The 21,304-nt window shown below is 69.2% G+C and carries 21 protein-coding genes; 8 read left to right on the top strand and 13 right to left on the bottom strand.

Features of this window, described 5'->3' with window-relative positions:
• Positions 1-53: 53 nt before the first annotated feature.
• Together ACH4TV_RS42165 and ACH4TV_RS42160 are read right to left on the bottom strand one after the other, a co-directional pair.
• Positions 54-1,058: an NADP-dependent oxidoreductase gene (locus ACH4TV_RS42165; RefSeq protein WP_398406687.1), complete on the bottom strand. Its 1,005-nt coding sequence runs from the start codon at positions 1,056-1,058 to the stop codon at positions 54-56.
• 150 nt (positions 1,059-1,208) lie between these two features.
• On the bottom strand, positions 1,209-1,817 hold the full coding sequence (locus tag ACH4TV_RS42160) for a TetR family transcriptional regulator (RefSeq protein ID WP_398406686.1): 609 nt from the start codon (positions 1,815-1,817) through the stop codon (positions 1,209-1,211).
• Positions 1,818-2,214: 397 nt separating this feature from the next.
• Between ACH4TV_RS42160 and ACH4TV_RS42155 the strand changes: the two genes are divergently transcribed.
• Together ACH4TV_RS42155 and ACH4TV_RS42150 are read left to right on the top strand one after the other, a co-directional pair.
• Entirely contained in the window at positions 2,215-3,066 is an 852-nt protein-coding gene (locus tag ACH4TV_RS42155; protein ID WP_398406684.1) for an alpha/beta fold hydrolase, read from the top strand.
• A 209-nt stretch (positions 3,067-3,275) separates the two neighbouring features.
• Positions 3,276-4,145 carry an alpha/beta fold hydrolase gene (locus tag ACH4TV_RS42150; RefSeq protein ID WP_398406683.1) on the top strand — a complete coding sequence of 290 codons (870 nt, stop codon included), beginning with the start codon at positions 3,276-3,278 and terminating at the stop codon, positions 4,143-4,145.
• Between the two features lie 111 nt (positions 4,146-4,256).
• Here ACH4TV_RS42150 and ACH4TV_RS42145 read toward each other — a convergent pair whose 3' ends face one another.
• Both ACH4TV_RS42145 and ACH4TV_RS42140 read right to left on the bottom strand, forming a co-directional pair.
• Positions 4,257-4,829, bottom strand: a complete 573-nt coding sequence (locus tag ACH4TV_RS42145) for a TetR/AcrR family transcriptional regulator (RefSeq protein WP_398406682.1) — start codon at positions 4,827-4,829, stop codon at positions 4,257-4,259.
• A 106-nt stretch (positions 4,830-4,935) separates the two neighbouring features.
• Positions 4,936-5,403, bottom strand: coding sequence for a winged helix-turn-helix transcriptional regulator (locus ACH4TV_RS42140; RefSeq protein ID WP_398406681.1), 468 nt, complete (start codon positions 5,401-5,403; stop codon positions 4,936-4,938).
• 93 nt (positions 5,404-5,496) lie between these two features.
• Here ACH4TV_RS42140 and ACH4TV_RS42135 point away from each other — a divergent pair, with 93 nt between their 5' ends.
• Positions 5,497-5,997, top strand: coding sequence for a PaaI family thioesterase (locus tag ACH4TV_RS42135; RefSeq protein ID WP_398406680.1), 501 nt, complete (start codon positions 5,497-5,499; stop codon positions 5,995-5,997).
• A 195-nt stretch (positions 5,998-6,192) separates the two neighbouring features.
• Here ACH4TV_RS42135 and ACH4TV_RS42130 read toward each other — a convergent pair whose 3' ends face one another.
• The 4 genes from ACH4TV_RS42130 to ACH4TV_RS42115 all read right to left on the bottom strand — a co-directional run bounded on the left by ACH4TV_RS42130 (position 6,193) and on the right by ACH4TV_RS42115 (position 12,505).
• Complete coding sequence (locus tag ACH4TV_RS42130; protein ID WP_398406679.1) at positions 6,193-8,391, bottom strand: SpoIIE family protein phosphatase; 2,199 nt, start codon at positions 8,389-8,391, stop codon at positions 6,193-6,195.
• Positions 8,392-8,486: 95 nt separating this feature from the next.
• Entirely contained in the window at positions 8,487-10,370 is a 1,884-nt protein-coding gene (locus ACH4TV_RS42125; protein WP_398406678.1) for a propionyl-CoA synthetase, read from the bottom strand.
• A 112-nt stretch (positions 10,371-10,482) separates the two neighbouring features.
• Positions 10,483-11,394, bottom strand: a complete 912-nt coding sequence (locus ACH4TV_RS42120) for an alpha/beta hydrolase (protein WP_398406677.1) — start codon at positions 11,392-11,394, stop codon at positions 10,483-10,485.
• A 148-nt stretch (positions 11,395-11,542) separates the two neighbouring features.
• Positions 11,543-12,505 carry a LysR family transcriptional regulator gene (locus ACH4TV_RS42115; protein WP_398406676.1) on the bottom strand — a complete coding sequence of 321 codons (963 nt, stop codon included), beginning with the start codon at positions 12,503-12,505 and terminating at the stop codon, positions 11,543-11,545.
• A gap of 128 nt (positions 12,506-12,633) precedes the next feature.
• On the opposite strand from ACH4TV_RS42115, the gene ACH4TV_RS42110 reads away from it, so the two are divergent.
• The gene (locus tag ACH4TV_RS42110) at positions 12,634-13,794 is read left to right on the top strand and encodes an iron-containing alcohol dehydrogenase (RefSeq protein WP_398406675.1); all 1,161 of its coding nucleotides are present in this window, start codon (positions 12,634-12,636) and stop codon (positions 13,792-13,794) included.
• 65 nt (positions 13,795-13,859) lie between these two features.
• Positions 13,860-14,870 carry an enoyl-CoA hydratase/isomerase family protein gene (locus tag ACH4TV_RS42105; RefSeq protein WP_398406674.1) on the top strand — a complete coding sequence of 337 codons (1,011 nt, stop codon included), beginning with the start codon at positions 13,860-13,862 and terminating at the stop codon, positions 14,868-14,870.
• Between the two features lie 81 nt (positions 14,871-14,951).
• Here the strand turns inward: ACH4TV_RS42105 and ACH4TV_RS42100 are convergent, their stop codons facing one another.
• Positions 14,952-15,965, bottom strand: coding sequence for an NADP-dependent oxidoreductase (locus ACH4TV_RS42100; RefSeq protein ID WP_398406673.1), 1,014 nt, complete (start codon positions 15,963-15,965; stop codon positions 14,952-14,954).
• Positions 15,966-16,106: 141 nt separating this feature from the next.
• Between ACH4TV_RS42100 and ACH4TV_RS42095 the strand changes: the two genes are divergently transcribed.
• Positions 16,107-16,580, top strand: a complete 474-nt coding sequence (locus ACH4TV_RS42095) for a winged helix-turn-helix transcriptional regulator (RefSeq protein WP_398406740.1) — start codon at positions 16,107-16,109, stop codon at positions 16,578-16,580.
• Between the two features lie 316 nt (positions 16,581-16,896).
• Here the strand turns inward: ACH4TV_RS42095 and ACH4TV_RS42090 are convergent, their stop codons facing one another.
• Complete coding sequence (locus ACH4TV_RS42090) at positions 16,897-17,502, bottom strand: CGNR zinc finger domain-containing protein (protein WP_398406672.1); 606 nt, start codon at positions 17,500-17,502, stop codon at positions 16,897-16,899.
• A gap of 64 nt (positions 17,503-17,566) precedes the next feature.
• On the opposite strand from ACH4TV_RS42090, the gene ACH4TV_RS42085 reads away from it, so the two are divergent.
• Positions 17,567-18,439, top strand: a complete 873-nt coding sequence (locus ACH4TV_RS42085) for an alpha/beta fold hydrolase (RefSeq protein WP_398406671.1) — start codon at positions 17,567-17,569, stop codon at positions 18,437-18,439.
• A 17-nt stretch (positions 18,440-18,456) separates the two neighbouring features.
• Here the strand turns inward: ACH4TV_RS42085 and ACH4TV_RS42080 are convergent, their stop codons facing one another.
• A complete protein-coding gene (locus ACH4TV_RS42080; protein ID WP_398406670.1) occupies positions 18,457-19,155 on the bottom strand; it encodes an SDR family oxidoreductase in 699 nt (232 codons plus the stop codon).
• 66 nt (positions 19,156-19,221) lie between these two features.
• Positions 19,222-19,803, bottom strand: a complete 582-nt coding sequence (locus tag ACH4TV_RS42075) for a TetR/AcrR family transcriptional regulator (RefSeq protein WP_398406669.1) — start codon at positions 19,801-19,803, stop codon at positions 19,222-19,224.
• Positions 19,804-19,895: 92 nt separating this feature from the next.
• Here ACH4TV_RS42075 and ACH4TV_RS42070 point away from each other — a divergent pair, with 92 nt between their 5' ends.
• Complete coding sequence (locus tag ACH4TV_RS42070; protein ID WP_398406668.1) at positions 19,896-20,792, top strand: TIGR03620 family F420-dependent LLM class oxidoreductase; 897 nt, start codon at positions 19,896-19,898, stop codon at positions 20,790-20,792.
• On the opposite strand, the gene ACH4TV_RS42065 is transcribed toward ACH4TV_RS42070, so the two are convergent.
• Complete coding sequence (locus ACH4TV_RS42065; protein ID WP_398406667.1) at positions 20,772-21,275, bottom strand: hypothetical protein; 504 nt, start codon at positions 21,273-21,275, stop codon at positions 20,772-20,774. The genes ACH4TV_RS42070 and ACH4TV_RS42065 overlap by 21 nt on opposite strands.
• Between the last annotated feature and the right edge of the window lie 29 nt (positions 21,276-21,304).

Genomic DNA, 21,304 nt, shown 5'->3' with positions numbered 1-21,304 from the left:
TGCCGTTCCGGCGCTGCCGAAGGCCCGCGACCGGACCCGGCAGGACTGCTTTTTCACGTCATACTGACGACGACCTTGCCGGCCTTCGCGCGCCCCGCTTCGTGGTACTCCAGCGCTTCTCGCGCCGACTCGAACGGGAACACGGTGTCGACGACGGGGTGGATCCTGCCGGACTCGAAGAACGGGGTGAGCTCGCGCAGTTGGTCGCCGCTGGCCTTCATGAAGAGGAACGAGTACGTCACGTCGCGGCGCCGGGCGGCTCGCCGGACCCGGAAGCTCAGCGCCGACATCGCCAGCCGGATGATCGGATTCGCGCCCAGCTCCCGGGCGAGAGCGGCGTCGGGTGGGCCCGAGACACTGATGATCTTGCCGCCCGGCTTGAGCACGTCCAGGGACTTCAGAAGCGTCTTGCCGCCGAGCGAGTCCAGGACGACGTCGTAGTCGTGCAGCACCGTCTCGAACGCCTGCTTCTGGTAGTCGACGACGACGTCCGCGCCCAGACGCTTCACCAGGCCGACGTTGGCCGTGCTCGTGGTGGTCGCCACGTGTGCGCCCAGCTGCTTCGCCAACTGGATGGCGATGGTGCCCAGGCCGCCGGAACCGGCGTGGACGAGGACCTTCTGGCCCGGCTGGACACGTGCCCGCTCGACCAGCACCTGCCACGCGGTCAGGGCGACCAGGGGAAGGGATGCCGCCTCCTCCATGGTCAGGACGGCCGGCTTGATCGCCACGTCGTCCTGGTGCATCGCGATGAGTTCGGCGAACGTGCCGATCCGGTCCTTGGCGGGCCGCGCGAAGACCTCGTCGCCCACCGCGAACCGCGTGACGGCCGCCCCCACTTCGAGCACGATTCCGGCCAGGTCGTTGCCCAGGACGAACGGGACCTTGTACGGCAGGACCGTCTTCAGTTCCCCGTCCCGGAGCATGCGGTCGAGCGGGTTGATGCTCGCGGCCCGGATCAGGACCAGCACGTCGTTCGCGCCCACCTCCGGGTCCGGCACCTCGCCGGCGCGTACGCCGTTCCTGTCGCCGTAGCGATCGACCGTGAAGGCCCTCATCGTCGTCTCCCTGTCGGTAATCGGTTCCGTTGGAAGCGGAACTCTTGGGGCCTCCCTGTCGGTGGAGGGGCGGAACCCATTGAAGTATGACCGTAATGTTAAATGGTCGGCCGACGGACCGCAAGTGGGGCCCGTCTTCCCGGCGTCGCCTTACTCCTGAGCGGGTGGGCCGGCGTGCCCGTGCCCGATGTCCAGTAGTGCGAGGGCGTTGTGAACACCCTGCTCGAGGAGTTGATGGGCGAGGTGCCGGTCCGTGAGGGCTCGGGAGAGCTGGAGCGTCCCGGCCATCGTGGCGTAGACGCTGAGCGCCTTGGTGCGGGCCGAGAGCGGGTCGTCGGGTGCCAGGCGGGCGGCGATGCCGTCGATGACCATCAGTACGCCGTCGGTGTAAGCCTGCTTGGTCGGGTCCGCGCAGCGCCTGATCTCGTCGAGCAGGGCTGCGGAGGGGCAGCCGTCGTCGGAGCTGTCGCGGTGCTGGGCGGACAGGTACCACCGCACGATCTGTTCGAGCCCCGCGCGGCCGGGTGCCGCCTGGGCGACGATGCTCGCGTTCTGGGCCCGCAACTGGTCGGCGACCGCGGTGGCCACGAGGTCGTCCTTCGATGTGAAGTGGGTGTAGAAGGCGCCGTTGGTCAATCCCGCGTCCTGCATGAGTGTCGAGATGCCCGAGCTGTCGATGCCGTCCCGCTTGAACCGGCGTCCGGCCACCTCGATGATCCGCTGCCTCGTCGCCTGCTTGTGCTCTTTCCCGTATCGCACCGCCCGCTCCTTCGCTACGTTGCCTTGCGAACGTAATCCAATAATTCCGAGCGCCGCCGGTCGCTCACGTCGGACCGCCGCCCGCCGTGGGGACTTGCTTGAGACGCTGGATCCCCGGCATAGTATTACGAGTGTAATACATGTGGCTCACTTCGGAAGGTCCCGTGCTCGCACTCGGTAGCGGACTCCGAAGCGATCGCAACGAGTCGGAAGCTGTGGGGTCACCCGCCGCTGCGGCCGACCTTCCAGGAGCTCGATGCGCCCGGTGCCGCGCAGGTCGGCGCGCATCGGGCGCCGGCGAAAGGAACTTCTGCCCCGCAGTCCCCGTACGTCTTCCGTCGGCTGCCCGGGCAGAGCCGTGAGATGTCAGCGCAACCGCCGAGCAGAAAAGGACGCCATGAGCACGTATCTGGCAGACAAGGCCGCGAACCTCACCATCGAGGGTCCCTCCGCGTGGTTCACCTACCGGCGCATGGGTCCTCAGGGCGGCGTCCCACTGGTCCTGCTGAACCGTTTCCGCGGGACCATCGACTGGTGGGACCCGGAGTTCCTGGACCTCTTGGCCGCAGATCACGACGTGATCGTGTTCGACAACGTCGGCGTCGGCTACACCGACGGCGAACCGCGCGACACCCTCGAAGGATTCGCCCGGGGGGCCATCGAGTTCATCGAGGCGCTCGGTCTCGAACAGGCCGACCTGCTCGGCTGGTCCCTGGGCGGCATCGTGGCCCAGCGGGTGGCTGTGCGACGCCCCGAACTGGTGCGCAGGCTCGTCGTGGCGGGCAGCGGTCCGGCCGGCTGGGTGCCCGGCGCTCCGTCCTTCAGTGACGAGGTCCTGGGCATCATGGCCAAGCCTGATGCCGATCTGGAGGACATGCTGTATCTCTTCTATCCGGAGACGGAGGCAGCACGTGCCTCTGGGCTCGAGCACTTCGACCACGTCTCGACCCGGCTCGCGGCCGGCGGCCCCGCGGTCTCCGAGGCGGCGGCGCTGGGCATGCTCACCGCGGCGGGCATGCTGCTTGCGGCCCCCTTCGGCCAGGTGAAGGAGGAGCTGGAAGCCATCAAGCAGCCCGTCCTCTATGCCAACGGCCTGGACGACGTGATGATCCCCGCCCACAACTCCTATGTAGCGGTCCAGCACCTCGACAACGCCACCCTCGTGCTCTACAGCGGCGCCGGCCATGCCTTCCTCTTCCAGTACGCCAAGGCCTTCACCAGGCAGGTGGCCGACTTCCTCGCTGCCTGATCGCACCGTCCGCCCGATGTGCAAGCGTCGCCTCGCCGCTGTGTGAGGCGGCGCTGGTGTTCTCCCGTTCGGCCCGTCCGTGTGCGGCTACTTGCGGCCAGATGGAATTACGGTCATACTTTAATCATCGACGCGATGCCGAGGGGCTCGGTCGCTGAGGATTCCGACGCTCACGGCCATCGGCCGTCACCACACCGAAGGGCACGACCATGAATGACTCACATGAGGTACGAGGCGACGCGGTGACGTCCTACAAGAACGCGCCGGCCCGCACCGTCACCGCCGGTGGAGTGACCTTCTCCTACCGCGAGCTCGGTCCCCGGTCGGGCACCCCGGTGGTCTTCCTCAACCACCTCTACGGGGTCCTCGACAACTGGGACCCCCGGGTCGTCGACGGCATCGCCGCCAAGCATCACGTCATCACGTTCGACAACAGGGGCGTCGGCGCGTCCACCGGTTCCACGCCGCGCACCATCCAGGCGATGGCGGCCGATGCCGTCACCTTCATCAAGGCGCTCGGACTGGAGCAGGTCGACATCCACGGCTTCTCGATGGGCGGCATGATCGCCCAGGTGATCGTGCAGACCAACCCGGAACTCGTCCGCAAGCTCATCCTCACCGGCACCGGTCCCGCCGGTGGCGAGGGCATCAAGAACGTGACGGTGCTGTCCCATCTCGACACCGTTCGAGCCCTGCTCACCTTCCAGGACGTGAAGCAGTTCCTCTTCTTCACCCGCACGGCCAACGGGCGTCGGGCCGGCAAGGAGTTCGTGGCCCGTCTGAAGGAACGCACCGTTGACCGGGACAAGGCGATGTCCCCCATCTCGTACAGCAACCAGCTCAAGGCCATTCACCGCTGGGGCCTGGAGAAGCCCCACGACCTCTCCGCCGTCCGGCAGCCCGTGCTCGTCGCCAACGGCGACCACGACAGAATGGTGCCGACCAAGAACTCCCACGACATGGTCCGACGGCTGCCGAACAGCGAGTTGGTGATCTACCCCGACGCCGGCCACGGCGGCATCTTCCAGTTCCACGGCCAGTTCGTGAAGACAGCGCTTGAGTTCCTCGCACGGCCGTAAGCGGGTGACGGTGCGGAGCGCTGTCGTCGAGAGGGTCGAGGGCCTTGCTTCAGAGCAGTGACGCTCTCTGGGCAAGCGGCTGAAGTCGCCTGTTCGCAGCGGGCGGCCCGTTCAGTGCAGGAGGGCGAGGGCGTTCTCCACTCCCCGCTCAAGGATCTCGTCGGCGAACTTCGGGTCCGAGAGGGCGCGGGACAACTGCAATGTCCCCACCAGCATGGTGTAGAGCCCGACGGCCTTGCCGCGAGCCGACGCCGGGTCTCCGGGGGCCAGTCGGGCGGCGAACTCTTCGACGATGGCCCGCGCGCCGTCGGTGTAGGCCTGCTTGGTCGCGTCTCCGCAGCGCCCGATCTCGTCCAGCAGGGCGGCGGAGGGGCATCCGGAGCCGGGGTCGTCCCGGTGCTGGGGCGCCAGGTATCCACGAATGAAGTCCTCGAGCCCCTGGCGGCCGGGCTGCAGAGTGTCGTACATCGCGATCTGATTGCGCAGTTCGTCGGCCACGACATGGGCGACCAGATCGTCCTTGGATGAGAAGTGGGCGTAGAAGGCTCCGTTGGTGAGCCCGGCGTCCGACATCAGCGTGGAGATGCCCGAACCGTCGATGCCGTCCTGCTTGAACCGGTGGCCGGCCTTCTCGATGATCCGTTGCCGGGTCACCTGCTTGTGCTCCTTGGCGTAGCGCACCACGAGCGTCCTCCAGGGGTTCCGTAAGGTTATTGCCTCGCCCTCAAGCCTAACCGATGGCCTGACGTATGTAATATAATGTTTTGCGCCCGTGAGTCCCGGGTGCGGCTTACGGCCGGAGGCGGGCGCCGGTGCCCAATCGGGCGGTGACTTCCCTCGGGGTGAGGGTCGAGTGCTCCGCGGAGCACTCGACGACGACGCGGACCGGGGCGTCGCAGTCGGTGTGGCGGACGTCCAGTACAGGGCCCTCGGGGCCGAGGGTGTACGCCTCGCCCCACTGGCTCAGCGCCATCAGGACGGGCCACAGGTCCCAGCCCTTGCGGGTCAGGCGGTACTCGTTGCGGGAGCGGCTGCCCGGTTCCCGGTAGGGGGCGGCCTTGAGGATTCCGGCCGAGATCAGCTTCCGGAGGCGGTCGCTGAGGACGGCCTCCGACAGGCCGATGTGGCGGTGGAAGTCGTCGAAACGGCGGACTCCGTTGATGGCGTCCCGCAGGATCAGCAGCGTCCATTTCTCGCCGACCACGTCGAGTGTGCGCTGGACGGGGCAGTTCTCCGTGCTCACCTCAAGCCACTCCATCCCGCCATCGTAGGCCCCTGGCTTCGTCATTGACAGTCAGGTGAACCGGAAGCTAGCTTCACTTGTAAAAGTCAGATGGGAAGGTGCTCGGCCGTGGGGCGAACACGTACGTATCAATGGGACGATCCCGCGATCCTGGCGGAAGCGGCCGGGCGCATGGCCGGCATCGACTTCCTGCGTGAGCTGAAGGCGGGGCAGCTGCCGGGGCCGCCCATCAACTACACCCTCGACTTCACCCTGGACGAGGTGGAGCCCGGCAGAGCGGTCTTCTCCCTGACGCCGGGGGAGGAGCACTACAACCCGATCGGCAGCGTGCACGGCGGCATCTTCGCCACCCTGCTCGACTCGGCGGCGGGGTGCGCCGTACAGTCCACTCTCCCGCAAGGCGTGGCGTACACGTCGCTCGACCTGTCGGTGAAGTTCCTGCGGCGGATCACCGTGGAGACCGGCACGGTGCGCGCCATCGGTACGTTGGTCAACAAGGGTCGTCAAACCGCCCTCGCCCAGGCTCAGTTGGTCGACGCGACGGGTCGTCTGCTCGCCCATGCCACCAGTAGCTGCATGCTCTTCCCGGTGCCTTCCGCTCAAGGCTGAGCCTCAGCGGCGACCGGTGCACCGGACAGGTGACGCCGGACTCCCTCGACCCCGGCCCAGAACGCCGGGGTGCGAGGTGAAACGGCTGCGGCGCACGTCGGTCCGGTGACCCGGGGAATCACGGGTCACCACCGAGGTGCGCCGCAGTTGTGGTGTGCCGGGCTTTTCGTGGGGACGACGGACGGCGTGGGGAACCTACGGCGTCGGAGCGGACTCGACCCCGGCGGCAGCGGCGGGGAGGGGCTGTTCCGTCCAGATGACCTTGCCTTCGCGGTTGTGCCGTGTGCCCCAGTGGTCGGTGAGCTGGGCGACGAGGAGCAGGCCGCGGCCCCCCTCGTCGAAGGTCCGGGCACGGCGCAGGTGCGGGGAGGTGCTGCCGGCGTCGGAAACCTCGCACGTCAGAGCGGAATCAAGGATCATCCGGAGCTGGATGGGACTCTCGCCGTAGCGGATGGCGTTCGTCACCAGTTCGCTGACCACGAGTTCGGTGGTGAAGGCCATGTCGTCCAGGCCCCAGGCAGTCAGCTGACCGGACGCGTGGGCGCGGGCCCGGGAGACGACTGCCGGGTCGCTGGGGAGATCCCAGGTGGCGACGTGATCGGCGTCAAGAGTCCCCGTTCGTGCCACGAGGAGTGCGACGTCGTCCGCGGGGCGGCCGGGCAGCAGTGCGGACAGCAGCGCGTCGCAGGTCTCCTCGAGCGAGGCCGGTGCGCGGGCCAGAACGTCGCACAGCAGCGCGAGGGCGGTCTCGACGTCACGAGAGCGGCTTTGGACGAGGCCGTCGGTGTACAGCACCAGTCGGCTGCTTGGTGGCAGTTCGAACTGGGCGGTCTCGAAGGGGAGTCCGCCCAGGCCGAGGGGCGGACCGATCGGCAGCTCAGGGAAGCCGACTGCGGGGGACGCGGAGGTGTCGTCGGCGGCCGGGGGAGTCACCACGGCCGGCGGAAGGTGTCCGGCGCTGGCCAGGGAGCACACGCGGGAGACAGGGTCGTAGACCGCGTACAGACAGGTGGCGCTGATCTCGTCCGTGCCCTGTTCCTCCTCGCGCTGCATGCGGATGACCACGTCGTCGAGGTGGGTCAGCAATTCGTCGGGTGTCAGGTCGATGTCCGCCAGAGTGCGGACGGCTGTCCGCAGCCGGCCCATGGTGGCCGCGGCGTGGATGCCGTGACCGATCACGTCTCCCACGACGAGCGCGACGCGGGCCCCGGAGAGCGGTATCACGTCGAACCAGTCGCCTCCCACGCCCGCCCGGGACCCGCTGGGCAGGTAGCGCGATGCCGTCTCGACGGCGAAGTCCGTCGGCACATGCCGGGGAAGCAGGCTGCGTTGGAGGGTGAGCGCGGTGGAACGCTCCTGTGTGTAGCGACGGGCGTTGTCGATGTTCACCGCGGCTCTGGACGCGATCTCCTGGGCCAGCAGCAACTCGTCGTCGTCGAAGGGGTCCGCCGTTTCACGGCGGGCGAACTGTGCGAGTCCCAGCGGGCTTCCGTGGGCCCACAGCGGGATCAGCAGTACGGAGCGCAGGCCCAAGGAGCGCAGGGCGAGCCTGTGTTCCGCCGACATGGCCAGCCAGGAGGGGATGTCGTCGGCGGTGATGCGCAGGCGCAGCGGCTGCCCGGTGGCCAGTACGCGAGCCGGCTCCGAATCCTCCGGGTAGGTGTGCGTCCGCCCTGTCACGGCTGCCTGGTCCGGACAGCCGGCCGAGACCGCCTGGGCGATTCGGCGGAGTGTCGCAGGACCGGCCGCCGCAGACGTCTCCTCCTCCTGGAGAGCGGAGGAGAGAAGGTCGACGGTGACGAGGTCCGCGAGGTGGTCGGCACCGACGTCCGCCAGTTCCTGCGCTGTGCGGGTGGTGTCCAGGGTGGTCCCGATCCGTGTCCCGGCCTCGTTGATCATGATCAGCCGCCGCTGCAACCAGTGGTCGCGTTCCCTCTGGTACGCCGTGACAGCCTGTTCCGCCGTGCGATCGGCGTACTCGAAAGCCATGGCGCTCAGGGTGACCGTCGCGGCGTTGATCAGCTCCTGGGACCCGGCCACACGGGCTGTCTCCGTGTAGAGCTGATCAAGCAGACGTGCGTGGACGAGCCGGTGGACGCGAAGGAGTTGACTGATCGGCACCCCGTGCTCAGCGAGTCGGCAGGCGAACTCGATGGCGGCGGGTGGCGTCCTGACCTCGGTCATGCCAAGGCCGCGCTCAAGGAAATCCAGAACGTTGGCAAGGTGTTCGGACAACGCCATGGGTGCCACGGCGGCGATGTCCTCGTACTTCCACATTTCGGGAAGCTCGCCGAGCAGGTGCTGCAGCAGTACGTCGCTCAATTGATCCGCTCGGGGTGCGAGGCCCCGAGCGAGATCGCTGAGGAAGACATGGGTGTCGGTGTCGGTACCCATATTCACAAGGTACCTCCGCCCCGGCCGACGGACCGTGCCGCGCGGAGTCCGCCGGCCGCGCTCACCCGCCGTCGGCCAGAGCATCGGTCAGCCGTTCACGGGGTGTGACCGGTGCGGCGGAGAACCGGGCGCAGGGTTTCGATGACCCCGGGGTCGTCCACCGTGGAGGGGATGGGCTCGTCGTGGCCGTCGGCGATGCCGCGCATCGTCTTGCGCAGGATCTTTCCCGAGCGGGTCTTGGGCAGGGCGGCCACGACCGTGACGTCCTTGAGGGAGGCGACGGCACCGATGCGCTCGCGCACGAGCTGGACGAGTTCGGTCTCGACCTCGCCCGGTTCGCGGTCGATTCCGGCTTTCAGGACGACGAAGCCGCGCGGTACCTGCCCCTTCAGCGCGTCGGCGACGCCGATGACGGCGCATTCGGCGACGTCGGGGTGGGCGGCCAGAGCCTCTTCCATACTGCCGGTGGACAGCCGGTGCCCGGCGACGTTGATGACGTCGTCCGTGCGGCCCATGACGAAGACGTAGCCGTCCTCGTCGATGTGACCGCTGTCGCCGGTGAGGTAGTAGCCGGCGGAGAGGTAGGAGGCGAGGTAACGGTCGTCGTCCTGCCAGAGGGTGGGAAGCGCGCCGGGCGGCAGGGGGAGCTTCACGACGATCGCCCCGTCGACGCCCGCGGGCACGGGCTCGCCCGAAGCGTCGAGGACACGTACGTCCCAGCCGGGTAGCGGGAGGGTCGGGGACCCGGGTTTGAGGGGAGCGGCTTCGATGCCCACAGGGTTGGCGACGATGGGCCAGCCGGTCTCGGTCTGCCACCAGTGGTCGATCACCGGGATGCCCAGCAGGGCGCTCGCCCAGTGATAGGTCTCGGGGTCGAGGCGCTCACCGGCGAGGAAGAGGTGGCGCAGACCGGTCAGGTCGTGGTCCGCGGTGAGCGTTCCCTTCGGGTCCTCCTTGCGGATGGCCCGGAAGGCGGTGGGTGCCGTGAACATGGTCTTGACCCGGTGTTCGGCGGCGACGCGCCAGAACTGCCCCGCGTCCGGGGTGCCGACCGGCTTGCCCTCGTACAGGACGGTCGTGGCGCCGGCCAGTAGCGGCCCGTAGACGATGTAGGAGTGCCCGACGACCCAGCCGACGTCGGAGCCGGTGAACATGGTCTCGCCCGGGCCCACGTCGTAGACGGCTCCCATCGACCAGTGCAGGGCAACCGCGTAGCCGCCGCCGTCACGCACGACTCCCTTGGGTTTTCCGGTCGTTCCGGACGTGTAGAGGATGTAGAGCGGATCGGTGGCGGCGACGGGAACGCAGTCGGCCGGCGGCGCGGTGGCGACCAGCTCTGCCCAGTCGACGTCGTCGGGCCCCAACTCGGCCGGTTCCTGCGGGCGTTGCAGGATCACACTCTTCTGCGGTTTGTGGACCGCGAATTCGATCGCCCGGTCGAGCAGGGGCTTGTAGGCGATGACCCGCTTGCCCTCGATGCCGCACGAGGCGGAGACGACCACTTTGGGGGCCGCGTCATCGATACGGAGGGCGAGTTCACGCGGGGCGAACCCGCCGAAGACGACCGAGTGGACCGCGCCGATCCGCGCGCACGCCAGCATCGCGACGGCAGCCTCGGGGACCATCGGCATGTAGATGACCACCCGGTCGCCGTGCCCCACGCCGAGCTGCGCGAGCCCTCCGGCGAAGACCGCCACCTCGTCCCTCAACTGCGCGTACGTGTACGTGCGTCGGGTGCCGGTCACAGGGGAGTCGTAGATGAGCGCGGGCTGTTCGCCGCGACCGGCTTCGACGTGCCGGTCGAGCGCGTTGAAGGCGACGTTGAGCCGGCCGTCGGGAAACCAGCGGTAGAACGGCGCGCCCGAGGAATCCAGGGCGTGTTGCGGAGGGACATCCCAGTCGATGCCCTCCGCCGCCTTCAGCCAGAAGCCCTCCGGGTCCTCGGTACTGGCGCGGAAGACATCCTCGTACGATCCCATCGCACACTCCTTTGTGGCATCAGGGGACGGTGGTGTTGCTGCATTCGCAACGGCGTGTCGGCTACAAGTACCGCATGCCGCCCGGGACGGTCGAGCATCGCGCGGCGTCCGCTCAAGCGCCGAGGTGCTCGCGGAGCCACTGGCCCATCTGCTCGATGGCCTGGTCCACCTCGGGTACGCGCCCCGCGCCCAGGATGAACGAATGCTGTCCTTCGGGCATCGGGTGAACCTCGGAGGTGACCTTGAAGTCCGTGAGGCGGGAGGCCAGTTGGGCGCCGTCGTCGGCGAGGGTCTCGTACTCGCCGTAGTGGAGAGCCGTGGGCGGCAGACCGGTCAGATCGGCGTTCACGAGGCTGATCAGGGGGTCGGCGAAGTCCACCGCGGGGTCCTGCAGCCAGGCTCCCCGGAAGAGCTCCAGCGTGCCGCGGCTGAGCATCCTGTCGTTGTCCTCGTTCTCGTCCACCGACGGATTCTGGATGGTGAGATCGGTCCAGGGTGAGACGCTGACGATCGCGCCCGGCGTCGCCTCGCCCTTCGCGAGCAGACGCAGCGGCAGCATCACCGCGAGGGTGCCGCCGATGGAGTGGCCGGTGCTGCCGATGTTCCGCGGCGCGTAACCCTGGGAGAGCAGCCAGCGGTAGGCGGTCTCGGCGTCGTCGAGCTGCGCCGGGTAGGGGTGTTCGGGTGCCAGACGGAAGTCCACGACGAGGGAGCGGGCGCCGGCCGCCTTCGCGATGTGGCCGGCGGCCTTGCGGTCCGAGTGCATCGAAGCGGTGACGGATCCGCCGAAGTGGAAGTGGAGCAGCGCCTTGTCGGGGTCGGCGCCCTCGGGGATGGCCCACAGGGCGGGGACGCCGTTCGCGTCGACCTCGGCGTAGGTGACGCCTTCGGGCTCAGTCGACGCCTTGTGGTTCGAGTCGACGATGTCGCGGATGACGGCCAGGTCGAGGCCGGGGGTCGACGACTTGGCGCCCACGCTCGCGAGGAACTCCGCGAACTCGTGTGCTTCTGGGCTCACTCCCATGGTGGTGCTCCTTCTCTGGCGGGTGCCGTACGGGGTTCGGCCGCGGCAGCCGGGTCGATGCGATGGCCGTGACGCTACTTTCTGGGTATATGAAAGTAAACCCAGGTGAGGCTGACATCACGCCATGGATCCCTCGACCGGCGCGGCTTCATTCCGGCAGCAGTTCGGCGGCCCGTTCCGCGACCTCCTGCCGCAGAGCGCTCCACAGGGCGCGTACGGCGGGGTGCGTCACCGCTTCACGGCGGACCGCCAGGGTGATGGGGAGCCGGATGTCGATCTCGTCGGCGAGCAGCCGGCGCAGCTGCGTCCGCTGGGCCAGGAAGGCCGGCAGGACGCCGATACCGGCGCCTTGCTGGGTGGCTTCGAGTTGGGCGAAGACGTTCGTCGAGGAGAACGCCGGGGTCATTCCGGGCAGGTGGCGTTCGATGTCGAGGTCGCCGACCTGGAGCATCGACTCGATGTAGAAGATGAGCGGGTGCGCGCGCAGCTCGGCCACTGTTTGGGGCCGGCCGTACCGGGTGAGGTAGTCGACGGAGGCGTAGAGCGCCAGCGTGTAGTCGGTGAGGTGCTCGGTCACCAGGTGGATGGTGGAGGGAACGCCGATGACGAGAGCGAGATCGAAACCGGACGGGCGCAGGGCGAGCTGCCGTGTCGCGGTGATGAGTTCGACCTGGAGCTGGGGATGCCGACGGCGTAGCCGTACGAGGGCGGGAGTGGCGAAGGCGGTGCCGAAGCCGTCGGGCGCGCTGACGCGGACCGTGCCGTGCAGGGACGGCGAGTCCTGGCCCGCCACGGTGTCGGCGACACGGTTGATGGCCTCCTCGATCGCACGCGCGTCCTCCGAGACGGCTCTGCCGACGTCCGTGAGCGTCCAGCCGTCCGCACCGCGCTCGATGAGACGCAGGCCGATGCTCTTCTCCAGCGCGGCGATACGGCGTGACACGGTGGTGTGATCCACGCCGAGCGCGTCGGCGGCCGTCACCAGGCGTCCGGTGCGGGACACCGCGAGCAGGTAGCGCAGATCGTCCGCGCGGAGTCTGCGCGGATCGACCGGGCGAGGGGAGCCGGCCGGCTGCGGGGCGGGGTTCTCGTCCGGGGAGCGGGGGTGCACGGCCCGACCGTATCTGCATTTCTGCACAGTGGGTGTGCGCTATTGGTGGTTGAGCGCACATGGCGCGGGACCGCACAGTCGGGGCAGTGGGCGCGACATGCCCCGCCGTTCTTGCCGAAAGGGCCGCCATGGTTGCCAGCCTTTCCCTCCCGCCGATCCTGCGCATCGGAGGCGGCGCCGTCGGCGAACTGGGTGACGTCGTCGCTGGGCTCGGCCTGCGCCGCCCCCTGCTGGTGACGGACGCGTTCCTTGCGGGGACCGGTGCGGCGGAGCGCCTGATGGCGACGCTGAGGGGCGCCGGCCTGCAGCCGTGCCTGTTCGCCGGCACCGTTCCGGATCCGACGACCGACTCGCTCGGCGCGGGCCTGGCCGTACTGCGGGAACACGGGGCGGACTCGGTGATCGGATTCGGCGGCGGCAGCCCGGTGGACACCGCGAAGGCCCTCGGCCTGCTGGGCGTCCAGGGCGGCCGGATGCGGGACTACAAGGCCCCGCACACCAATCTCGGCCCGGCGCTTCCGGTGATCGCGGTCCCGACGACCGCGGGCAGCGGCTCGGAGGCCACCCAGTTCACGATCATCACCGACAGCGCCACGGACGAGAAGATGCTCTGTTCGGGGCCGGCGTTCCTGCCGGTCGCCGCTGTCATCGACTTCGAACTGACCCTGTCGATGCCGGCCCGGCTGACCGCCGACACCGGCGTCGACGCGCTCACCCACGCCGTCGAGGCGTACGTGAGCCGCAGGGCCAACCCGTTCACCGACGGCCTCGCCCTGACCGCGATCCGGACCATCGGCCGCCACCTCCGCCGCGTCCACGCCGACGGGGAAGACACCGAGGCCCGCGAGGCGATGATGCTCGCCTCGACCCAGGCCGGCATCGCCTTCTCCAACTCCAGCGTGGCGCTCGTGCACGGCATGAGCCGCCCGATCGGCGCCCACTTCCACGTCGCCCACGGTCTGTCGAACGCGATGCTCTTCCCCGCGGTGACAGCGTTCTCCGTGCCCGCCGCCGAGAGCCGGTACGCCGACTGCGCCCGCGCACTCGGAGCCGCCACCGACGGTGACAGCGACGCCGTGGCCGCCGGTGAGTTCGTGGAGGCGCTCCGCGCCCTGTGCGAGGATCTTGAGGTGCCCACCCCCAGGGCTCATGGCATCGACAAGGACGAGTGGTTCCGCCTGTCGCCCCTCATGGCCGAGCAGGCGCTCGCGTCCGGATCCCCGGCCAACAACCCCGTCGTACCCACCGTGGACGAGATCCAGGATCTCTACGCGCAGATCTACGCCTGACACCCGGCGAGTGAGGAACATGATGGCCACGACAGCCAGGTCCGCGGACGACGAGACGACGGCCGATGACTGACACCGCCGCGGTCGAGATCCTCGCCGACGTCCACCGGGGCGTCGGCCGCATCCTGTTGAACCGGCCCAAGGCGCTCAACGCCCTGACGACAGACATGGTCGCCGCCCTCGACCGTGTGCTCGCCGACTGGGAGCACGCGCCACCGTCCGCTGTGGTGATCGCCAGTACCAGCGCGAAGGCGTTCTGCGCGGGCGGCGACATCCGCACGATCCGCGAGCACAGCCTCGCCGGGGACGCCGAGGCCAGCGAGCGGTTCTTCGCCTCCGAATACCGGCTCAACGCCCGGATCGCCGAGTATCCCGTGCCGGTCGTGTCGCTCATCGACGGCCTGTGCATGGGCGGCGGTCTCGGTCTGTCCGTCCACGGCAGTTTCCGCGTGGTCACCGAGCGCGCGGTGCTGGCGATGCCCGAGACCGGGATCGGGTTCTTCCCCGACGTCGGGGCCAGCTACTTCCTGCCGAGGCTGCCCGGCGCGATCGGCATGTACCTGGGGCTGACCGGGCACCGGCTCGATGCGGCCGACGCCCTGTACACGGGGCTGGCCACGCACTTCGTCCCCGCGGACGGGCTCGACGCGGTCGGGGACGCCCTGGCCGACAGCCCCGGCGACCCGGTGGACGTCGTCCTGAACCGCCTCGCCGGCCGTTCCCCGGTGGCGGAGAGCGGGCTGACGGAGGTACGCGGGGACGTGGACCGGGCGTTCGGCGCGCCGACCGTCGGCGAGATCGAGAAGCGCCTGCGCCTGCTCGACACCCCCTGGGCGGCAACCGCGCTGGCCGCTCTGGAGTCCGCCTCGCCGCAGAGCCTGGAGATCACCCACGCCCTGCTGGCCCGGGGCAGGCAGCGCACGTTGCGCGAGTGCCTGGCCGCTGAACTCGCCCTCACGCGCACGACCATCCGCACGCCGGACTTCCTGGAGGGCGTCCGCGCGGCCCTGGTCGACAAGGACCGCACTCCCCACTGGCAACGGGCGCCGCACGGCGAACGGACGCGGCCGGCCTGAGCGGGTCCGCCGGTGCGCAGGACAATGCCCTGCGCGACCTCCGGTGACGGTGCCGGACGGAGGCTCGGTGGCTGCCCGGTCTCAGCTGTTGTCGGGCCCCATCGAGACCACGACCTTGCCGGCCTTGGTGCGGCCCTGCTCGACGTACGCCATCGCCTCGAGTGTCTGGTCGAACGGGAAGGTGCTGTCGACGACCGGGCGGAGCTTGCCGCTGTCGTAGAGGGCGCCGAGCTTGCGCAGCTGGGAGCCGTTGGCCTGCATGAAGAAGAACTCGTAGCGCACGCCCAGGGCCTTGGCCTGCTTACGGATCTTGCGGCTGAGTGTGTTCATGACCAGGCCCAGGAACGACGGGGCGCCGAGCTGCTTGGCGAACCCGGAGTCGGGCGGGCCGACGACGCTGATGGCCAGGCCGCCGGGCTTGAGCACGGTCAGCGACTTCTCGAGGTTCGCCCCGCCCAGGGAGTCCAGCACCAGGTCGTAGCCGGACAGCACCTTTGAGAAGTCCTCCTTGGTGAAGTCGACGACGACGTCCGCGCCGAGGCTCCTGACCAACTCCTCGGTCTTGGTGTCCGTGGTCGTCGCCACCGTGGCGCCGAGGTGTTTGGCGAGCTGGATGACCGTCGACCCGAGGCCACCGGCACCGGCGTGGATGAGCACCTTCTGGCCCGGCTTCACGTGCGCTCGGTCGACAAGGACCTGCCAGGCGGCCAGGGCCACCAGCGGCACCGCGGCTGCCTCTTCGAGGGTGAGTGAGGCGGGCTTGGGTGCGACATCGTCCATGTCGATCGCGATGAACTCGGCGAAGCCTCCGATGCGCAGGTCGCGCGGGCGGGCGTACACCTCGTCGCCGACCTGGAGGCCGTGTACGGCGGAGCCGACCCGCGTCACGACGCCGGCGACGTCGTGGCCGAGCACGAACGGAGTCCTGTACTTCAGGAGCTGCTTGAACTCTCCGTTGCGGACCATCTTGTCCAGCGGGTTGACACTGGCGGCGCTCACTCTGACCAGCACGTCGCGGTCCCCGACGGTTGGCTCGGGTACCTCTGCGGCGCGTGCGCCGTCCTTGCCGTACTTCTCGACGACGAATGCCTTCATGTCGGTCGCCCTTTCTGTGTGATCTTCTCGGTGGTCCATGTGCTGGTCATGACCATACTGGCTGAGTATGGAAAAGTAAACTCAGGTGAGGTTAGACTCCATCTCATGGATGCGCGCACCGAAGTTCTTCAGGACACCGGCATGGACCCCCGTCTCGACCGGGACATGTCGAACTGCTCGATAGCCCGGACTCTTGAGATCGTGGGTGAGAAGTGGACGATCCTGATCCTGCGTGAGGTCTGGTACGGCTCGTCCCGCTTCGGCGACTTCGAGCGGGTCCTCGGCTGTCCTCGCAACCTGCTCGCGGCGCGGCTCCGGATGCTCGTGGAGGAAGGGATCCTGGCCACCGAGACCTACAAGGAGCCGGGCTCGCGGAGCCGGCCGAAGTATGTGATCACGCCCAAGGGCATGGACCTGGTCCCGGCCGTGATGGGGCTCCTGCAGTGGGGCGACCGCTACCGCGCCGACCCGGAGGGCCCGGCCATGCTCACGCGACACCGCGGATGCGGCGCGCGCGTCGACGCCCAGATCTACTGCGAACGAGGCCACGCGGTGCAGACGGAAGACATCGAGAGCCTCCCCGGCCCCGCCTTCCGTATGAAGGCCGCTGACTGAGCCGAACGTGATCGCGCCGGGAGCCCGCCGTACGGCCAGGACCTGTCCGGCCGATCAGGTCGCAGGAAAGGGGCGGGGCCTTGGGGCGCCGGTGAGCGGAGGGATGGGGGTCCCCCGGTCGAGCGAAGTCGAGCGTGGGGGAGCGTGCAGCTGCAAGGCGGAGGAGGGCGTCGACGCGATGGGGGTCCCCCCGCGCGAGCGCAGCCGGGCGTGGGGGAGTCGGCAACCGACGACAACGCCGCAGACGTGCGCCCGCCGCGGAGCGGCTGATGTCACGGCCGCCCCGCGTCTGCGGCATGATCGGCCGGGCAGGTCCTTAGTCTCCCGGCGCGTGTTCGCTCCGGCTGGCCCGGGCCTGGTGGAGGCGGACCTTTGTGCGGTTGCCGCAGCGGGACATGGAGCACCAGCGGCGGTTGTGGGCGGGGGAGCGGTCCAGGAAGCGCAGGGCGCACTGGTCCCCGCCGCAGACGCGTACGCGCCGGATCTCGGCGGACAGGAGCAGATCGACGGCGTCCTGGGCGATCAGTGCCAGCGCGGCTGCGGCATCGGTGGCGAGGCTCGTGGTGTCGGCGGGCTCAAGCCGCCCGTCCCTGATGGCTATCTGCAGGGTGGGCCGGGGTGCGTCCGCTGCTGCCCGGTTGAGCAGGGTGACGTCGGCGGATGCGGGCAGCCGGCCGTCGGCGACCGCGAGTACGGCCCGGTCGACCGTCTCGCGCAGTCGGCGGCCCGACGGCAGGGCGGCGGCAGCGGTGGGGTCCGGGGCGCCCGGCGCGAGCAGTCCGGCCTGCTGGAGCCAGCGGGCCAGGTCACCCGGATTCCGGAGCGTCTCCGTCGGCGCGGCCCGCCATCGAAACCGCAGGGTGTTGGTGAAGTCCAGGCAGACCCGCCCGCCGTCCCAGATCCACGTGTCGTCCGTTGCCATGCCCTCATTCTGCACGTTAGCTTAACCCCCTAAGAGGGTTAGTCAGTGCCGAGGAGGCGCGGTCATGGGACAGCCGACAGTGACGACCGGAGTGACGCAGGTGGACGGGGTCCGCCTGCACTATGTCCGCGCGGGATCCGGCCCCCTGCTCGTTCTGCTGCACGGCTGGCCGCAGACCTCCGACTGCTGGCGGCCCGTACTGGCGGACCTCGCCGCCGACCACACTGTTGTGGCGCCCGACCTGCGCGGCTACGGCCTGAGCGACAAACCCACGACCGGCTACGACAAGCGGCGGATGGCCGCCGACATCGCCGGCCTCGTCGAAGCGCTCGGCTTCGAGAAGGCCGCGGTCGTGGGCCACGACCGCGGCGCCCGCGTGGCGCACCGCTGGGCACTGGACCGCCCGGAGCAGGTGGAGCGGCTGGCCGTCCTCGACATCGTGCCCACCCGGGAGATGTTCCGCCGCATGGACGCCTCGCTCGCCTCCGGGTACTGGCACTGGCTGTTCCAGATGCAGCCCGATCTGCCCGAGCTGCTCGTGGGACACAACATCCGCGGGTACCTCGAGTACTTCTTCGAGCGGTGGACGTACAACCGTCACGGACTGACCCCCGAAGCGGTCGACGGCTACGTCCGCGCGTTCTCCCGCCCCGGTGCTCTGCGCGCGAGCCTCGATGACTACCGTGCGATGGACGAGGACATCGCCCTCGATGACATCGACGCCGCCGAGGGCCGCCGCCTCACCATGCCCGTGCTGGCGGTGTGGGGTTCCGCAGGGCTGCCGGCCCGCCTGCCCGCGCTGGAGATCTGGCAGGCCTACGCGGACGACGTCACCGGTGCCGAGATCCCGGAATGCGGCCACTTCATCCCGGAAGAGCAACCGGAGGTGCTGCTGTCACATCTGCGGCCCTTCCTGGTCGACGGAACGCACCGTTGACACCGGCCGCCCGGACCTTAAGGAAGCTGCGGGTAGAGCACGGAGACGCCCCCGGACAGCGCGGCCTGTGCCTGGCGGGCGGCGTTGTCGGCGAGGATCTCGTAGGCACCGGCGGCTATGCCGTCGACGCCGATCCGGGCGATGTCGGCCGGATCCGACTTGGCCGCGTCGACCGCCCTGACCATGTCGGTGTCCATGTAGCCGACGTGCAGGCCGGCCACCCGGATGCCCTGGTCGGCGAGTTGTACGCGCAGGGCGTTGGTGAGGGACCACTCCGCGGACTTGGCGGCGCAGTAGGCGCCGAACTCCGGGTAGCTGACCCAGGACAGGCCGGACAGGATGTTCAGGATCGCTCCCCCGCCGTTGGCAGCGATCTGGGGTGCGAAGGCGCGGGTCACCGCGAGGGTGCCGAAGAAGTGGGTGTCCATCTCCAGGCGGATGTCGTCGAGGTCCGCGGCGAGCAGGTCGGCGCCGGTCGAGGATCCCGCGTTGTTGACCAGGACGGTCACATCGCCGGTGGCTGCGGCGGCGGCCGCGACGGAGGCGGGGTCGGTGATGTCGATCGCGATCGGCTTGGCGCCGGGCAGGTCGATCTGGTCGGGGTTGCGGGCACCGGCGTAGACGGTGGCGCCGCGGCTGAGCAGTTCGGCGGCGAGGGCGCGGCCGAAGCCCCGGTTGGCTCCGGTGACAAGGGCGGTGCTGGTGGAGAGATCCATGGGGAGTTCCTGGTGAAGTAGGTGTTCCCGGGCAGCCGCAGGGCGGGCGATCGGGGTGGGGGAGGGTCAGCCGGAATTCGGGCAGGCCGCGTCGAGCAGGTCGCGCGCTGCTCGCTTGGCGGCCTCGGCGGCGGCGTCGGCCCGTTCGACGCGGGTCGCCGCCAGCGTGCCGTCGATGAGGAGCGTGAGCTGGAACGCGAGCGTGTCGGGGTCCGCCGCGCCGGCTGCGGCGGCCAGGTCGCGCACCCATGCGCGGACGGTGCGCTTGTGCTCGGCGGTGATGGCGTGCGCGGTGCTGCCGGGCTCGTACTCCGCCACCGCGTTGATGAACGCACAGCCCAGCGTGCCCTCTCGCGCCGCGTGCTCCAGCGCGACGAAGAGGCCGAGGAGCTGTTCGCGCGGATCGTCCCCGGCCGCGAGTGCGGCTGAGCGCAGATAGCGCCGCCAGTTGTCGTCCATCCGTCGCAGGTAGGCGGCGACCACGTCATCCTTGCTGGGGAACTGCTTGTACAGCGTGGCCTTGGCGACTCCCGACTCGGCGATCAGCCGGTCCACCCCCACGGCGTGGATGCCGTGTGCGTAGAACAGCTCGCAAGCGGTGTCGAGAATGCGGTCCCGGGCCGGGAGTCGCTTGGGTGCGGTGGTCATGAGGTGTAAGTTAACAGACAGGTCTGTCTACCGCCCAGGCATGCACAGACCTATCCGTCTGTGTCAGTGGCTGAGCTACGAGGAGACGTTCGATGGGAAGCATTGACGGTCTGGATCTCGGGACGTTCGGGGTCTACACCTTCGACTTCGAGTTCCAGTCGGCGGCGCGAATACGCGAGTCGGTTCGGGAACTCGAGGAGCAGGGCTGGCGGACGTTATGGATTCCTGAGCTCCTCGGGCGTGACGCGTTCACGCACGCCGGGTACCTGCTCTCCTGCACCGAGCGGATGCACGTCATCAACGGCATCGCGCAGATCTGGTCACGCGAAGCCCGGTGGGCGTACGGTGCCGGTCTGCTGCTGGCCGATGCGTACCCCGACCGGCACGTGCTCGGTCTGGGATTCGGCGGCGGGCAGGGGCCGGGGACCAAGCCGCTGGCGGCCATGACCGCGTACCTCGACGAGATGGACGCGCTCCGGCCCCAGACGCCCAACCCCCTCCCGAAGGCTCCGATGCGCCGCATCATGGCCGCGTACGGGCCCAAAATGCTTGAGCTGGCCGGCGAACGGACTGCCGGCGCGCAGACCTACCACGTCAACGTGGCGCATACCGCTCAGGCGCGCGAGATCCTCGGGCCGGACGCGTTCCTGGGCGTCGAACACGCGGTGCTGTTCGAATCGGACCCCGGCAAGGCCCGCGCGATCGCGCGTGAACACCTGCACCCCTACCTGAACTCCCCTTACAACATCGCGAAGTTCCGGCGGCTGGGCTACTCGGAGGAGGAGATCGCCGCCGGCAGCGACCGCATCGTCGACGACCTGGTGTTCTGGGGCGACCTGGACACCATCGTCGAGAAGCTCCACGCCCATGTCGCGGCCGGAGCCGATCATGTCGCGGTGCAGGTGATCGGGATCGGGCCGGGTGAGTCCGCGATGCCGTACTGGCGCATGCTCGGCGAGGCACTCCTGTCACGGGGCGGCAGCGCCTGATCTGCGGTTCTGTACGGGGCGCCGCGCGCTTAAGGAGTCGCGGCGCCCCGTGACAGGGAGGGAACGGGTGTCACGCGGTCGGGGTGCGGAGGTCCTTGCGGAGGATCTTGCCCGAGGCCGACCTGGGGATGGCGTCGATGACTCGACCCGCCGGACCTTCTTGTACGGGGTGATCTGACGCGCGACGAACTCGATGGCCTCGTCGACCGTGAGGTCGGTGCCGGGCCGGCGCACGACGAAGGCCTCGGGAATCCCCTCACCGTCGTCGTCGGTGACCCCGATGACCGCAGTGTCGGTGATGGCCGGGTGGGTCAGCGGCAGGGCCTCGAGTTCGGCGGGCGGGACCTGATAGCCCTTGTACTTGATCAGTTCCTTGAGCCGGTCGACGATGAACACCCGGTTTGGGTTGTTGGGGACGGCCCACCCGCAGGAGCTGAGCGACGCGGCCTCACCGGAGTGTTCCTGGCCGCCGTCCGAGGGCACGCAGTGGCTGGACCGGGCTCAGGCTCATG

This window comes from Streptomyces sp. NPDC020898 (assembly GCF_044333925.1).
In the GTDB taxonomy this organism is placed as follows: Bacteria; Actinomycetota; Actinomycetes; order Streptomycetales; family Streptomycetaceae; genus Streptomyces.
The sequence above is the reverse complement of the archived record's forward strand: the minus strand, read 5'-3'. Positions and strand labels throughout refer to the sequence as shown.